Here is a 14,435-nt window from a genome sequence, read left to right on the forward strand (position 1 = left end):
ACCAAAATGGCGGATGATCTGAACCGGAAGCTGCAAGCTCAGCTTGATGGGTTGCGCAAGGATATCGACCGTCTCAAGCGGACGAATCACCTCGAGGCCGCGTCGGTGACGAGCGGGCGTGTCCGATTCATCGGCGGTCTGCTGCGCGTCGATTCGGGCGGTCGCGTCGAGATCGTCGGAACGCTGGAGATCGACGGCACGACCACTGTGACAGGATCGTTCACGGTCACAGGGCCGTGGGGCCTCGAGGGCGATGGAACGATCACTGGTGATGTGATAATCAGCGGTGACGTGACGTCGACCGGAACGCTTACGCAGAACGGCCCGTGGAACATGAACGGCGCCGGGACTATCGCTGGCAACGTGACCCAGACCGGCGACACGGATCAGCGCGGCAACGTTACCGTGCGCAATGGCGGAAAGATCACCGTCAAGGGTGGCGGCGGCGATGTTGTGCTGGACAGCAGCTACTCAGACCCGCGGATCACGCTGGGCTCGGCTCAGATCAACGGAGGAACTGATTCGTTCACGTTCACCTCCGGATCGCAGATCGTCTACTTCGTGAACAACACGATCCGCATCCCCGGAATGGCCACCAAGCCAGTTGGCGACGTTCCAGGGGGCTATGTCGGCGGCGTCTGGGTCGACTTGGCGGGAAGGTTCTACCGCTTGTCTTGATCTCCCGCACCGAAGGCCGCAGTAACACGTAACATGGCCCCGTCTTGGTCTTCGGCTCGCGCGGGGCCAGTTGCGCCGGAGCGCTCTATTACAGGTCACTACTAGGGGGAAAAGTGAGTGAAACACAATGGACAGATCGGGACGACGCGGAGCTGCACGCCGAGTCGTTACCGATTACCCACCCCGTCAGGCTGGTCCAGGCATTCATTGGCGCACTGAAATCCACGGACCCCGAAGCGGCTGATGTACTCGCGACTTTGATCACTCCCGAGTCTGAAGCTGATTGGGCTGACTATGGTGCCGCACGCGAGTTCGCAAACCGTCCGATGCGAATCAGCCTCGCAACGCGCTACGACCCGGAGGCTCCCGACGTCGCATATGTGAAGTTCGCGCCTGATGAAGGTGCGTGGATAAGCGGCAAGCTGGATCAAGACAACGTGCTCGCTTGGGCGACTCTGGTATGGCGTCCCGAAATCTCAAAGTGGGGTCCGTTGGCGTGTTGGCGTATCCATCGCATCGGCCCGTGGGCCTCAGCGTCTGAACTACCTCGAAGCGTGCCGGGTTTTGATCCGCAATTACTGTGACTGCACGGCGCACAATCGCCCCCGCCCCAGTGAAAGCCGAGGCGGGGGCGATGTCACTGCGCGGCGACGAACACGTTGCCGCCTCCCCCTGATGTTGAGGTCGCGAACGGCGCAACCCGGCGACCCGGGACGCTATGTTCGGATCTGTGGACACTGACAGGAAATCGCTGCCATCGCGAGGGCTTCGGTCTCGGAACATTGGCGCTTCAAGTCAAGCGGTTGCGAGGGGCGGAAGGTGCGGGATCACGATCGGAGCGGTAGTGCGATCAGGGGTCGCGTAGAACCGCTGGAGGTCGACGAGGACATCGTCGGCGGACATGTAGCAGTTCGCCAACGGGAGGTCGCGCATCCAGACGATGTCCACCTCGACGCTGTCGACCTGATAGATACAGGCAACCGTTTGGCGCGCGTCATGAGCTGCATACTTGTGGTCAAGGATCAGCCACTCGCTTTCCGTGACCTTGCGAAGTTCAAACCGGGGGTCAGACATTGGGGGACTCCACTCTCATAGAACCAGTTCCTGGTCGGCGAGAGGAGCCCTGCGTGCGCGTGGGGGTGCGACTCGACCAAACGGGCTACTCGTCGTCCGCCAGATCTTGTACCAAGTTAAGAGCGTCCGGAATATCGGTCCAGGCCCTTGAAAATCAAGGCCTATGAAGCTACTCGGACTCCACGCTGCTCTCGGCATGCGGAGCGCCAACAGGCTTCGATTCGCTCGAGCCACGCTGGCGCAGGTAGATGCTGAACACGACCATCGCTCCGACGGCGAGGAACTCGGATTGCCAGTTCTGCAAGGTGCGGTTCCAGAACTCGGGCGAGACGACGTACTCGAGCCAGCTGACCGGTGGGTAGCCGTGTTCTGCGTTCTCCTCGCTTGCGACGATGCGGCCGGCGAGGGATTGTGCCAACCAGGAGAGCAGGAAGATCGCGCCCATGACCATCAGGAGAGAGTTCGAGTAGACCCACAGGCGGATGCCGCGGAGACGCGCCCACGCCGGAGAGTCGCTCCGCGCGTGCCTGCCGATGAGTTGATCTGCCTCACCTCCGATACCCTCGTCCCCGGGTTTCTTCGATTCTGGTGAGCCGCGTTGCACAAGCCAGATCGTTGCGAGGATGAAGAGGAAGAACTGCAGGAACTCGGACTGCCAGTTCTCTGCCACGTCGACCAGGAAGTCAGACGAGGTGATGAAGTCCAGGTATCCCATGGCAGGTTGTTGATGCTGCTCCAGCTCTTCGTTCGTGTAGGCAAGCCCCACAAGCGACTGGCCGGCGAGTGTGAGCAGGAAGATCGTGAGGAACGCAATGCCAAGCCCGTTATCGCGGAGACGCCTACGCACGGCTCACCTCCCCGCGAGAGGCAGGACGATCATGACAGCGAGCCCGACGCCGATGACGCCGACCCACGTCCAAAAGACGCCACGCGGCGACGTCGATTCCGTGTCTTTCATCTGACCTACCTCCTCGAACCCACGGGCCGAAGTTGCATCCCGTGATTCTTGACCGTAGGGCGATGGCGACGCCCGCTGGAAGGGGTTGACTTGCTGCCCTTTGCAAACCTAGCCGCGGGCATGGCGAGATCATGACAGCGAGTACAAGCAGCCTGGAGAAGAGTCCCCCAAGGGCGTGCGGGGGCTGGATGCCGAGTCATACGCATGCGATCCGATACTTTGGGTCCATTCGTCTTAATGAGGGGACATGATGAGCTTTTCGCGCGAGGACAGTGAGATCGTGGACGGTGTCGTCCAACTGCGGTTCGCGAACTCCACTGACCAGGTGAACGAGATCGGCGCGTCCGACCTCGCCGAAGTCCTACAGGGCCTGGTGGCCTTCAGCGCGGAGTTGGCGCGAGCGGGTGAGTTTGGAGAAGGACCGGCGCCCCGCGTTCGAGTGCGTGCTCCTAAAGAAGGCTCCTTCATCCTCGAGGCTGTGGTCTGGTTCCAAGAGAATCCGATCGGAACTGCAGCCGCCGCTCTTACCGGAATTGCAGGTGCAGCCGCGGCAAAGGAGATCGGCACAGCGGCCGGCAAAGCAATCGCAGAGGGTATCGGGATCGGCCTTCGGAAGCTCCGCGGTGAGCGACCGGTTGGCTTCGAGCACCTCGACGGCGGAACCGTGAAGGTGGACTGGCCTGACGGGAGCGTGAGCGAAGTCCGTGAGGAAACTTGGACTCAGCTGCAGGCGATGAAGAAGCCAACCCGCAACGCCCTGAGCAAGATACTGACTCCCCTGAACACGGACTCTGACACGCTGGAGGTCAGGGATGCATCCGTATCCGAAACCACTGACGAGATCCTAAGCACCCCGGCGGATGCCGTTGCGAATCGCACGGACTATCTCACTGCGATCTTTGAGCCCGACGACTCGTTCTCAGACGAGCGAATCTTCGAAACCGAAGCAACACTTGGGAGCATCGATTTCAGCAGCAATGAACGCTGGAAGGTTCTTACCCCCAACGATGGATCGAGGACGGCTACCATCGAGGACAGGGAATTTCTGCGGAGACTGGATCAGGGAGAAGCTCTGCACAAGGGCGACATATTCTGGCTCAAGATCCGCGAGACGGTGTCCAAGGAGCGTGGCAAGAACACCTCCACTGAGTGGGCGGTACTCGAAGTGACACGCAGAAGGGCGGGAGGCGAGGATGACATCCCTTCTACACCGGCGCCCCCCTCGATCGAGTAGACCTCGGCCCGCCGACGCTAGAAGGCTGGCGATTACCTTTATCTGTGTAGTGGCAATCGCGGTGTTCATAGTGAGCGTGATCATAGAAGGCACGTCGCCTTACCTTATTTTGGCACCGACCTTGATCGGAGCGTTTTCCATTAGCCGACTGGGGCGGTGACGACTCTTCTGTAGTCGTGGCTGAGCGTGCTTGCTCGCTGCCAGCCCTGGCGGCAGGTCACTTCGGCACCGGGATGGGCGTAAATCCAGCCTGCGTCGAGCCGATCTGCAGCTTGACCAGGGCTTCGTGCTCCCTGAATGCATTCCACGTTCGGAAGAGGTAGAAGAGCGCCTGACCGGGGAGGATGCGTCGCGCTCCCCCCGCCTGCAGGTCGTTCGTGACCCGTCGTGACAGCGTCAGGAACGGGTCACCAGGACCGTTCTGAACGCCGTCCCGGATGCGGTTGAAGAACTCGGCCGCATCGTCAACGTCGAGCTTCGAAAACTCAAGGAATGCCACGCCGAGAGCGCTGACAGGCAGCCGTAAGTAGCGGTACATCCCTCGAGCGTGGCGGGCAGCGAACTCGATATCAGGGATCGTCAGCACCGCCTCAGCCAGCTCAGACTTCGTCAGGCTGTAGCTGCCACCGATGTGGGAAGCCGCGTGCTTCACGTCGCCGGCCTGATATGCGGTTTGGAGACGCGCAATCGCTCCCACGTCCTTGGCGTCTACGCGCTCTGCCAGCCCGGTGATGATGAGCATGTCCCCTGTACTGCGGGCGGCACCCGAATCGAGCACCACGAGGGCCTCTTCGCTGATCCCCGTCACCACGAGTACCCAGGCACCCTTGCCTGCCGCGACGATCGCCTGACATCGGTTCTGACCATCGATGAGCCGGCCGGCTGCGTCGAACTTGATAGCCTCGCCAGTCACCACCCAGCGGTCCGCCTGGATGTCCCGGACGTACCCGTTGATACGCCCCTTGCGCACGTTGCGGTTGTTGTCGATGTTCAAGGCGAGCCACGACACTGCGAGCTCCGGCGTGACGAAGACGTACTCGGCCGTCTCCCCCGCTGGGCCATGCGCCACCGATGGCGTCTGAACCTTCATAGCTACTCCTCACGAAGCGAGGATCACCCTGATCCCGCTGCTGAGATCAAGTTGTAACCAAGAAGTTTTCGGGCCGCACTATTGCCAGATCATGTTGCCCAGATGTTGCCCAGCCTCACCCAGGCAAAGAAAAACCCCCGGTAAGCCGGGGGTTTCAGTGTGCGCGATACTGGGATCGAACCAGTGACCTCTTCCGTGTCAGGGAAGCGCGCTACCGCTGCGCCAATCGCGCCCAAGTGGGCTGTTCAGTTTTCAGAGAGGTGGCGACGGGATTCGAACCCGTGTAAACGGCTTTGCAGGCCGGTGCCTAGCCGCTCGGCCACGCCACCGTGTGGATTGACCCCACGTGCTGAAGGCCCTCCGAAGAAGGCCCCTGCACTTGAGCGGATGACGAGACTCGAACTCGCGACCCCAACCTTGGCAAGGTTGTGCGCTACCAACTGCGCTACATCCGCGTTGTTCCCGGTTGTTGTCCCGGGCACATATGAAACAGTAGCCGATGAACGGCGACTGTCAAAACCGGGAACGAATCTCGCGCGTGTCCACGCGAATGGTCATCGAGCCGCTCAGGGGTCGGGTAGTATCGGTTGACGTACCCCGCGGGTATGGGCGATTGGCGCAGTTGGTAGCGCGCTTCCTTCACACGGAAGAGGTCATCGGTTCGAGTCCGGTATCGCCCACAGCCAGAAGCCCCCGACAGAGCGCACCGCTCGGTCGGGGGCATCTTCCGTTCACCGAGACGACGCCGTCGGGCCGATCGCTGCTCGCTGCTCCGCGAGCGGACAGGTGAAGACATCGCGCTCCCCGAGACCGACCCGATTGATGTAGCGGACGACGATCGCGTACGACGCGAGCACCCCGACCTGCGTGTACTTCACGTCGTGCGCGGCGCAATACGCGGCGACGATCGGGGCCGCGCGTCGCAGATGCGGCCGCGGCATCGACGGAAACAGGTGATGTTCGACCTGATAGTTGAGACCACCCATCGCCACGTCGATCATCCAGCTCCCCTGCACGTTCCGGCTCATCAGGACCTGACGCCGAAGGAAGTCCAAAGCCAGGCCACGGGGCACCACCGGCATCCCCTTGTGGTTCGGAGCGAACGCGATTCCCATGTAGAACCCGAAGAGCCCGAGCTGCACTCCGAGGAACGCGACCGCGATTCCGGGCGACAGCACGACGAAGACCAGTACGAGATAACCGATCATCCGCACGGCGAGAAAGCCGATCTCCACCCACCTGCGTTCGAGTCGTCCGTGCGAGACGACCCTGCGCATGCTCGACGCATGCAGCGCGAGCCCCTCCAGGAGCAGGATCGGGAAGAACAACAGTCCCTGGTGGGCCTGCATCCAGGTGACCACCGGGTTACGACGCCGTGCCGCGGTCTCGGCGGTGAGGGCGATAACGGGAAGCTCGATGTCGGGATCGGCGCCGATCTTGTTCGGATTCGCGTGGTGGCGGGTGTGCTTGTGCTGCCACCAGCCATAGCTCATGCCGACGAGCAGATCGCCGAGGATGATGCTGACCCAGTCGTTCCATCGCCCTGAAACGAAGATCTGACGGTGGGCGGCGTCATGGCCGAGGAAGGCGATCTGAGTGAAGACGATGGCGAGGACACCGGCGGTGAACAGCTGCCACCAGGTGTCGCCGATCCACACGAAGGCGACGAGGCAGGCCGCCACCACGACCGGCGCTGCGATGAGCTTCGTCCAGTAGTAGCCGTAACGGCGACGCAGCAGACCGCGGTCACGGATCTGCTGCGCCAGTTCGGTGAAGGCACTCGATCCTCCCCGCGCGGTGTCGCGCGGGCGAGTGCGGACGATCGGACGGTCGCCGTCCATGATGATTCCTTCTCCGGCGTCGTCGCGCTACGCGCGGACGGCACCACCTTCTTCGACCCAACCCTCGATGCGCGACTCGTCATCGGATCCTGCTGTCGCGGGTCGGCGCGCGAAGCTCACCGACTCGGCCAGAGCCACCACGGATGCCGCACGGCGCTGCTCGCGCACCGAGGCGTCTTGGAATCGGATCGCAGCCAGGTCTCGCTCCGACTGGATACCCGCGCTGATGTCGGCGAGGCGATCCGCGATCACGGCGGCAAGGCCGTCACGAAGCTCCTCGAGGTTGGTGTTCGCGATCTCGAGGCGACGGTCGGCGACGTGGAGCTCGACGGTCGGGAACCCGTTCGCGGACAGGTGGGCGCGAGTGTCGCCGCCCTGGATCGCGGCGACCTCGTCGCGATCGGTCTTGCGCGTGAACACCGCTTCGACGGTGTAGCGGTCCGGGGATTCGTCGGTCATCAGCGCCGCAGGGAGCGAGCCGATCAGAATGGATTCCAGACCCAGCAGTTCGGGGCCGTGCCCCGCGATCTTCAATTGTGCGTTCATGTGCTGACGTTACGCCCCTTGGCTGTGCGCGTTCACAGGCTGAGAGGCAGGAGCCTCAGGCCCGCACAGCGGAGAGGTCCTCGCGCTACGGGTGTTTCACTACCGGCCCGAGAACCTCTCTACCGGAGCCACATTCCGACAGGTTCCCCATGGACCTGCCCGGCGCGTGCTCTTCGGGCAGAGTACGCTCACCGGCGTCACCGCACCACCCCATGGCGCCCTGCCACACGCAGGCGTACGCTCGTGGTCTTTCCGTCATGCCGCGTCTCCGCGAAGCCTCACACCTGGTAGGTTAGGGTCTCCTAACCCATTCCCTCGAGACGGCTGGTGAGTCGACGATGTCACTGATCGGACCCGCAACCGACGAACCGGTCGTCTGGCGTATCGACACGAACTCTTTCGACCTCACCGATCATGTCGAGTGGGAGTCGCACGCCCACGACGATCGACACGAGCTCCTGTGGGGAGCTCGCGGGACCGTCTCCGCCGAGACGACCGACGGTTACTTCGCCGTTCCCGGCTCCTTGGGCCTGTGGATACCCGCAGGCACCGAGCATCGCGTCGCGGCCGCCCCCGGCACCGCCTTCCGCTGTACGTTCATCGACGCGGATCTGCCGTCCATCGCCGCCGCGACGACCGCCGTGGCCATCCCCGAAGTCGTTCGGGTCGTCCTCGAACGTCTCGAGGCGGCTCCGTACCTCGCACTCTCGCCCCGGCGGCACGCCGAGGAACTGACCCTCAGCCTGCTCGAGCCCGTCGAGGTATCGACGATAGACCTCCCCCTTCCGCTCGACACGAGGGCGCGACAGGTCGCGCAGGCCCTACTCTCCGAGCCGGCCGACGACCGCTCGATCGACGACTGGGGCCGACATGTCGGTGCCAGCGCTCGCAACCTGTCGCGGCTCTTCGTAGCCGAGACGGGACTGAGCTTCTCGACCTGGCGCACGCGGGCTCGCATGCGCCGAGCCATCGACTGGCTCGCCGCAGATCACACCGTGGCCTCTGTCAGTCGGCGTTGCGGGTACTCGACTCCGAGCGCCTTCGTCCAGGCGTTCCGACGCGAACTCGGCCGCACTCCGGGAGAGTTCGCGTCCGTGCGCAGCGTGGCCACGCGGAAGTCGGCCTGAGCGCGACAGCGACTGGCGCCTGGACGACATCTCGCCGTTCCATACTGGGTAAGCCAAGCCTTAGCTAACCTTCTTGGCGCCTCCCGCACCCTCCTCTGGAAGACGATCCATGCGCTCCACTCCCCTCTCGCTCGTCGCGCTCGCCGCGACCGCCCTCCTTCTCACCTCCTGCGCCGGCTCCACTGCGGCAGGCTCGTCCGACCAGGCCGAAACGGTGACGCTGACCACCCCCGCGGGCGCAGACATCGAGGTTCCTGCCGACCCGCAGTCCGCGCTCGGTTTCTACACGACCGATCTCGACATCCTCATCGCTCTCGGCTTTGAGCTCGCCGACACCCAGCCGATCCGCGACGATTTCACCGCATTCCCCGACTTCTTCCCACAGGACGAGCTCGAGGGGCTCGACACGTTCGGGAACTTCCCCGAGTTCAACCTCGAAGCAGTCCTCGAGGCCGAGCCCGACTTCATCCTCAACGGCCTCGGCTACGAAGAGGATCTCGACGGCAAGCTCCAGAAGATCGCCCCCACCTACACGTACAACGCCTTCGACGGCGGCGACTGGCGCGATGTCGTCGGGCAGGCGGCTGCGGACCTCGGCCGCGGAGATCAGTGGCAGGCATGGGTCGACCAGTACGAGGCACGCGTCGCCGACATCCGTGCTCGTCTCGATGCCGCTGACATCCACCCCGTCGTCGCAGACGTCGGCTACTTCGAAGGCCAGGTCACGACCTCGTGCTACGGCGTGCCGTGCCTGGTGTTCGCAGACCTCGGCCTCGAGATGCACGAACTCATGAACGCCACCGACGAGGGCCTCCCCGCGAGCGACGATTACACCCAGCTCAGCCCCGAACAGGTCGGACAGCTCGAAGGCGTCGATGTCGTCTTCACGGGCGCGAACGAAGACGGCACCGTCTGGATCGAAGACGACTCGGCGCTGCAGCAGAACCAGCTCTGGCAGAACCTCTCGTTCGTCTCGGACGGCGCGTACCACCCCTATAACTACGAGATGATCTACGGCTCCCCCAGCGGCCAGGATGCGTTCCTGACCGTGGTCGAGAAGGCGCTTCTCGGATGAGCGTCAACCTGGTGCACCGGATCGTCGCCCAGCGCGTCGAGCGTCTCAGTCCCGGCATGGTCCGCGTCGTCTTCGGCGGCGACGGTCTCGAGGGATTCGTCTCGACCGACGTCGGCGACGAGTACTTCCGGGTGTTCTTCCCGGTGGACGGGCAGGTCGAGCCGAACCTCCCGTTCCCCACGGACGACGGGTACTGGGACTTCCCCGAGGGCGTCGAGCCCGCCCCGATGCGCACGTACACGGTCCGCGACTGGAATGCGGCGACGCGTGAACTCACGATCGACTTCGTCGTGCACGAGGGTGGCGTCGCCGCCGCGTGGGCGCTGCACGCGCAGCCCGGCGACGTCGTGGGGGTGAATACGCCCAAGGGCCTCTACGACCCTCCCGCCGACATCGAATGGCAGCTGCTCATCGCCGATGCCACAGGGCTTCCTGCCGCCGCCCGCCTTGCCGAGAATGCGCCGCAGAGTGTGCGCACCCGCGTCGTGCTCGAGGTCTCGACGCCCGACGACGAACTGTCGCTCTCGCCCGCCGACGGCGTCGAGCTGCACTGGGTGCACGGCGGAAACGGCCACGCTCCGACCCGTATCCAGGAGATCCTGCGTGCGTCGGAGCTCCCCACCGGTCCCGGGTACGTCTGGGTGGCCGGCGAGACCAAGGCGACCCGTGGAGTCCGCAAACTCCTTCGTCACGAGCTCAAGCTGCCCGCCTCGGCCTACAAGGTGATCGGGTACTGGACGGAGAACGCCGAGGCCTGGCGTGAGCGGTACGACTCTCTCGATGACGGCACGCACGCTCGACTGAGGGCGATGTGGGACGACGACACCCGCCCCACGGAGGACATCGAAGAGGCCTACGAGGCCGAGCTCGAGAAGCTGGGTCTGTGACCCCGGGCCGATGATCATCCGCTCATGACCTCAGATCTCATCGAGGCGCAGACGACCCGGGTCTCGGCCACGCGCCGGGGCCTGGTCGTGATCCTGCTCGCCGTCGCGCTCGCGCTCGCCTCGATCGCCAGCATCTTCCTCGGCTCCCAGCGCATCAGCGTCGTCGAGGTCTGGATCGGCCTCACCACGGGCGCCGGAGACCCGGGCGCGATCGTGCAGGGCATGCGGATTCCCCGCACTCTCATCGGTCTCGCCGTCGGCGCAGCACTCGGCATCGCCGGCGCGCTGATCCAGGGCTTCACCCGCAACCCGCTCGCAGATCCGGGCATCCTCGGTGTCAATGCCGGCGCCAGCCTCGGTGTCACCATCGGGGTCGCCTTCTTCGGCGTCAGCGCGGCCGGCGGATACATCTGGTTCTCGTTCGCCGGCGCCATCATCGCGACCGTGCTCGTCTACCTGATCGGCTCCGCGGGGCGCACCGCGCCCGATCCGATGCGCGTGACGCTGTCGGGCGTCGCCCTCGGTGCCGTGATGGGCGGGGTGGTCGCGGCGATCGGGCTGCTCAACCCTGCCGTCTTCGATTCAGTGCGGTCATGGAATGCCGGTTCGCTGAGCGCCCTGACACCCGACGTGTACGCGGTTCTGCCGTTCCTGATCCTGGGACTCGTACTCGCCTTCTGCCTCGCGCCGTCCCTCAACGCCCTGGCGCTCGGCGACGACCTCGCCACGGCGCTCGGATCGCGCGTCGTGCTCACCCGGATGCTCTCGATCATCGCCGTGACTCTGCTCTGCGGTGCCGCCACGGCGGCGGCCGGCCCCATCGCCTTCGTCGGCCTGATGGTCCCCCATGCGGTTCGCTGGTTCGTCGGACCGCATCAGGGGTGGATCCTCCTGAGCACGGTGCTTGCCGCTCCCCTGCTGCTGCTCACGGCAGATATCGTCGGCCGTGTGGTCCTGACCACCGGAGAGCTACCCGTGTCGGTCGTCACCGCCCTGATCGGTGCTCCCGTGCTCATCGCGCTCGTGCGCCGTCGGAAGGCGAGCGGGCTGTGACCGCGCTGCTGCCCTCGCCCGCCCCGGTCGACGCCGGTCGTCGTGTCTTCGCCCCGCAGTCTCTCGTCTTCTCGCGCCGCATCGGAGTGCGTGCGACGGTCGTGACCATCGCTGCACTGCTGGCCGCCGGCGCCGTCGGCGTCTTCGCACTGACTCTCGGGGACGCGCCGTTCTCGCCCGCCGAAGTCGTCATGACCCTCCTCGGGCTCGGCGAACCGCGCGGCGAGCTGGTGATCATCGAGTGGCGGCTCCCGAGGGTCCTCGCCGCACTGATCTTCGGCCTCGCCCTCGGCGTCGGAGGAGCGATCTTCCAGTCGCTCACCCGCAACCCGCTGGGCAGTCCCGACGTGATCGGATTCGACGCGGGGGCGTACACCGGGGCTCTGATCGTGATCACGACGATGGGGGTCAGCACCGTCTCGACCGCCATGGCGGCGCTCGTCGGAGGAGCCGGGACAGCACTGCTGGTCTATCTCCTCGCGTTCCGTCGCGGCTTCACGGGATTCCGTCTCATCATCGTCGGCATCGGTGTCGCATCGATGCTCGCATCGGTGAACACCTGGATCATCCTCAACGCCGACCTCAGGATCGCGATGCTGGCGAGCGCCTGGGGGGCAGGATCGCTCAACCTCATCACCGCTGAGCAGGTCGGCGTCGCGACATGCGTGATCGTCCCGATCGCCATCTCGGTGGCGGTGCTGGCCGATCGGATGCATCTGCTCGAGCTCGGCGACGACACCGCGTCCGCTCTGGGCGTCCGCACCGGAGGCACGCGGCTGGCACTGATCGTCCTCGGAGTCGGCCTGACCGCCTCCGTGACGGCGATGGCCGGCCCGATCGCATTCATCTCACTGGCAGCACCGCAGATCGCACGTCGACTGACGGGGTCCGCGGGCGTCACCGTGGCCGCTTCAGCCGCGGTCGGGGCACTCCTGCTGATCTCGAGTGACGTGCTGGCGCAGCGGCTGTTCGCGCCCATCCAGATCCCCGTCGGCATCGTCACGGTCTGCCTCGGCGGCGTGTACCTGGTCTGGCTGCTCATTCAGGAAGCGAGAAGACGATGACACTCATCGACGCACACACCCCGATCGTCCGGACCGACAACACCCCACGGCTCAGCGCCAGGGACCTGGCGATCGGATACGACGGACGCGTCGTATCCGAGCACCTCGAGGCCGACATCCCCGCGGGGTCGTTCACGGTCGTCGTCGGTCCCAATGCGTGCGGAAAATCGACCCTGCTGCGGGCCTTCGCGAGGCTGCTGCGGCCGAAGCACGGGCAGATCCTGCTCGACGGACGAGAGATCACGGAGTTCCCGACGAAGGAGGTCGCTCGTCGTCTGGGCCTGCTCCCGCAGACCTCGATCGCTCCGGACGGCATTCGCGTGTCCGACCTGGTGGCACGGGGACGCCACCCGCACCAGACCATCCTTCGACAGTGGTCCCACGCCGACCAGTCCGCTGTCGCCGCGGCGCTCGCGGCGACAGGAACGACGGAGCTCGCCGGCCGCCTCGTCGATGAGCTCTCCGGCGGTCAGCGCCAGCGGGTGTGGGTCGCGATGCTGCTCGCCCAGGAATCGCCGACCATGCTGCTCGACGAGCCGACGACTTTTCTCGACATCGCGCACCAGTACGACCTGCTGCGGCTGTTCCACCGTCTGCACCAGGAGGGGCGGACGATCGTCGCCGTGCTGCACGACCTCAACCAGGCCGCCCGGTTCGCCGACCACATGATCATGATGCGCGACGGCCGCATCGTGGCGTCCGGCGACCCCGCGTCGATCGTGACCTCGGAGCGCGTCGAAGAGGTCTTCGGATTGGCCTGCTCGGTCATCGCCGATCCGCACACCGGCACACCGCTCATCGTGCCCCGGTGATCGGCACGCCCCGGTGAGCGCGTGCCGGCGGCGGATCGGGCGAACCGCCTCGTCCGCCGCCGGGGCGATGCTCAAGCCGTGCCGAAGGGGTTGTCGATGGCGTAGCGCCACCCGTGCTCGACGTCGTGGACCGCGACATCGGCGGTGCTGCCGCTCAGCATGACCTCGGAGCCGTCAGGGCCGGTGCCCTCGATCGTCCAGTCCGCGACCGCGACACGGCCCATCAAGAAGGACGTACGCGAGGAACAGATGTGACGGAACGGCTCCTGTGCACTGAGGTGCGCACTCACCCGCGAAGCGCTCGGCGCGCGCGGGAGATGCGCTGACGAGCGGCAGCGGGCGTGATGCCGAGCTGCCGCCCGATCTCCTGCGCCGTCATCCCGTCCACGACGCTCGGACGCGATCGCTGCGGCGTGGAGATTCACTCGGGCCCCCTCATCGATACGGACACTCCGCCTCATGCTAGCGGCGTCGATCGGCGCACCGCGGGTCGCGACCGCACGCGATGATCCCGACGTCGGAGGCTCCCGGTACCGTGCCGACGGTGAACACGAGCCTCCCGCTTCCCGGCCGCTGCGTCCTGTGCGGTCGCGCGGACGGCGAACGCGCCGGATCCGCACTGGTGTGCGCCTGGTGCGGATGGCGCTACGGGGACTCTCCTGACCCTGATCTGCCGCGCCCGGTGATCGAGGTCGTCTACTACATCCGCTACGACCGACGGGTCAAGATCGGAACGAGCCGGAGGCCGCGTCAGCGTCTTGCCAGCATCCGTCATCACGAACTCCTCGCGTTCGAGCGGGGTGGCCGCGACATCGAGCAGGCGAGGCATCGGGAGTTCGCCGAGATCCGCGAGGGGGGCGAATGGTTCACCCTCTCTCCCCGACTGTCCGCGCATATCGACGACGTCCGCGCCGCGGGGAATCCCTGGCAGCTCTATTCACGATGGGTGTGTGCCGCACTGCAGAACTGAGGCCCCGCACGGGACCGATACCGTGC

17 protein-coding genes and 4 tRNA genes are annotated in these 14,435 nt (G+C 65.2%); 11 read left to right on the plus strand and 10 right to left on the minus strand.

Annotated features, from left to right (window positions below; genetic code table 11):
• Nucleotides 1-6: 6 nt before the first annotated feature.
• Nucleotides 7-678 (plus strand): hypothetical protein, encoded by a 672-nt coding sequence (locus tag IXW21_RS09265; protein WP_194763971.1) that lies wholly within the window; start codon nt 7-9, stop codon nt 676-678.
• A 113-nt stretch (nt 679-791) separates the two neighbouring features.
• Complete coding sequence (locus IXW21_RS09270; RefSeq protein ID WP_194763972.1) at nt 792-1,262, plus strand: hypothetical protein; 471 nt, start codon at nt 792-794, stop codon at nt 1,260-1,262.
• A gap of 211 nt (nt 1,263-1,473) precedes the next feature.
• On the opposite strand, the gene IXW21_RS09275 is transcribed toward IXW21_RS09270, so the two are convergent.
• Nucleotides 1,474-1,752 (minus strand): hypothetical protein, encoded by a 279-nt coding sequence (locus IXW21_RS09275; protein ID WP_194763973.1) that lies wholly within the window; start codon nt 1,750-1,752, stop codon nt 1,474-1,476.
• Between the two features lie 169 nt (nt 1,753-1,921).
• On the minus strand, nt 1,922-2,599 hold the full coding sequence (locus tag IXW21_RS09280; protein ID WP_194763974.1) for a DUF6766 family protein: 678 nt from the start codon (nt 2,597-2,599) through the stop codon (nt 1,922-1,924).
• A gap of 358 nt (nt 2,600-2,957) precedes the next feature.
• Between IXW21_RS09280 and IXW21_RS09285 the strand changes: the two genes are divergently transcribed.
• Entirely contained in the window at nt 2,958-3,944 is a 987-nt protein-coding gene (locus IXW21_RS09285; protein WP_194763975.1) for a hypothetical protein, read from the plus strand.
• 217 nt (nt 3,945-4,161) lie between these two features.
• On the opposite strand, the gene IXW21_RS09290 is transcribed toward IXW21_RS09285, so the two are convergent.
• The 4 genes from IXW21_RS09290 to IXW21_RS09305 form a co-directional block, all read right to left on the minus strand.
• Nucleotides 4,162-5,034: a hypothetical protein gene (locus tag IXW21_RS09290; protein ID WP_194763976.1), complete on the minus strand. Its 873-nt coding sequence runs from the start codon at nt 5,032-5,034 to the stop codon at nt 4,162-4,164.
• Nucleotides 5,035-5,194: 160 nt separating this feature from the next.
• A tRNA-Val gene (locus IXW21_RS09295) sits at nt 5,195-5,266 on the minus strand.
• 26 nt (nt 5,267-5,292) lie between these two features.
• Nucleotides 5,293-5,363 (minus strand) — tRNA-Cys (locus tag IXW21_RS09300).
• Nucleotides 5,364-5,416: 53 nt separating this feature from the next.
• Nucleotides 5,417-5,489, minus strand: a tRNA-Gly gene (locus tag IXW21_RS09305).
• Nucleotides 5,490-5,641: 152 nt separating this feature from the next.
• Here IXW21_RS09305 and IXW21_RS09310 point away from each other — a divergent pair.
• A tRNA-Val gene (locus tag IXW21_RS09310) sits at nt 5,642-5,714 on the plus strand.
• 51 nt (nt 5,715-5,765) lie between these two features.
• Here IXW21_RS09310 and IXW21_RS09315 read toward each other — a convergent pair.
• Nucleotides 5,766-6,875, minus strand: coding sequence for a fatty acid desaturase family protein (locus IXW21_RS09315; RefSeq protein WP_194763977.1), 1,110 nt, complete (start codon nt 6,873-6,875; stop codon nt 5,766-5,768).
• 27 nt (nt 6,876-6,902) lie between these two features.
• Nucleotides 6,903-7,421 carry a hypothetical protein gene (locus tag IXW21_RS09320; protein WP_194763978.1) on the minus strand — a complete coding sequence of 173 codons (519 nt, stop codon included), beginning with the start codon at nt 7,419-7,421 and terminating at the stop codon, nt 6,903-6,905.
• A gap of 338 nt (nt 7,422-7,759) precedes the next feature.
• Between IXW21_RS09320 and IXW21_RS09325 the strand changes: the two genes are divergently transcribed.
• The 6 genes from IXW21_RS09325 to IXW21_RS09345 all read left to right on the plus strand — a co-directional run bounded on the left by IXW21_RS09325 (nt 7,760) and on the right by IXW21_RS09345 (nt 13,439).
• A complete protein-coding gene (locus tag IXW21_RS09325; RefSeq protein WP_194763979.1) occupies nt 7,760-8,548 on the plus strand; it encodes a helix-turn-helix domain-containing protein in 789 nt (262 codons plus the stop codon).
• Between the two features lie 109 nt (nt 8,549-8,657).
• Nucleotides 8,658-9,623 carry an ABC transporter substrate-binding protein gene (locus IXW21_RS09330; RefSeq protein WP_194763980.1) on the plus strand — a complete coding sequence of 322 codons (966 nt, stop codon included), beginning with the start codon at nt 8,658-8,660 and terminating at the stop codon, nt 9,621-9,623.
• On the plus strand, nt 9,620-10,510 hold the full coding sequence (locus IXW21_RS09335; protein WP_194763981.1) for a siderophore-interacting protein: 891 nt from the start codon (nt 9,620-9,622) through the stop codon (nt 10,508-10,510). Before IXW21_RS09330 ends, IXW21_RS09335 begins: the two co-directional genes overlap by 4 nt.
• Before the next feature lie 24 nt (nt 10,511-10,534).
• Nucleotides 10,535-11,563, plus strand: a complete 1,029-nt coding sequence (locus IXW21_RS18250) for an iron chelate uptake ABC transporter family permease subunit (protein ID WP_228528337.1) — start codon at nt 10,535-10,537, stop codon at nt 11,561-11,563.
• On the plus strand, nt 11,560-12,627 hold the full coding sequence (locus tag IXW21_RS09340; RefSeq protein ID WP_323742203.1) for a FecCD family ABC transporter permease: 1,068 nt from the start codon (nt 11,560-11,562) through the stop codon (nt 12,625-12,627). The genes IXW21_RS18250 and IXW21_RS09340 overlap by 4 nt, the downstream gene beginning before the upstream one ends.
• The gene (locus IXW21_RS09345) at nt 12,624-13,439 is read left to right on the plus strand and encodes an ABC transporter ATP-binding protein (protein WP_194763983.1); all 816 of its coding nucleotides are present in this window, start codon (nt 12,624-12,626) and stop codon (nt 13,437-13,439) included. The genes IXW21_RS09340 and IXW21_RS09345 overlap by 4 nt, the downstream gene beginning before the upstream one ends.
• Before the next feature lie 71 nt (nt 13,440-13,510).
• Here IXW21_RS09345 and IXW21_RS09350 read toward each other — a convergent pair whose 3' ends face one another.
• Nucleotides 13,511-13,663 (minus strand): hypothetical protein, encoded by a 153-nt coding sequence (locus IXW21_RS09350; protein WP_228528338.1) that lies wholly within the window; start codon nt 13,661-13,663, stop codon nt 13,511-13,513.
• Nucleotides 13,664-13,725: 62 nt separating this feature from the next.
• The gene (locus IXW21_RS09355; RefSeq protein ID WP_194763984.1) at nt 13,726-13,818 is read right to left on the minus strand and encodes a sigma factor-like helix-turn-helix DNA-binding protein; all 93 of its coding nucleotides are present in this window, start codon (nt 13,816-13,818) and stop codon (nt 13,726-13,728) included.
• Between the two features lie 165 nt (nt 13,819-13,983).
• Between IXW21_RS09355 and IXW21_RS09360 the strand changes: the two genes are divergently transcribed.
• A complete protein-coding gene (locus IXW21_RS09360; protein WP_323742204.1) occupies nt 13,984-14,409 on the plus strand; it encodes a GIY-YIG nuclease family protein in 426 nt (141 codons plus the stop codon).
• Nucleotides 14,410-14,435 lie beyond the last annotated feature (26 nt).

The sequence above is a fragment of the Microbacterium sp. UFMG61 genome (assembly GCF_015354505.1).
In the GTDB taxonomy this organism is placed as follows: domain Bacteria; phylum Actinomycetota; class Actinomycetes; order Actinomycetales; family Microbacteriaceae; genus Microbacterium.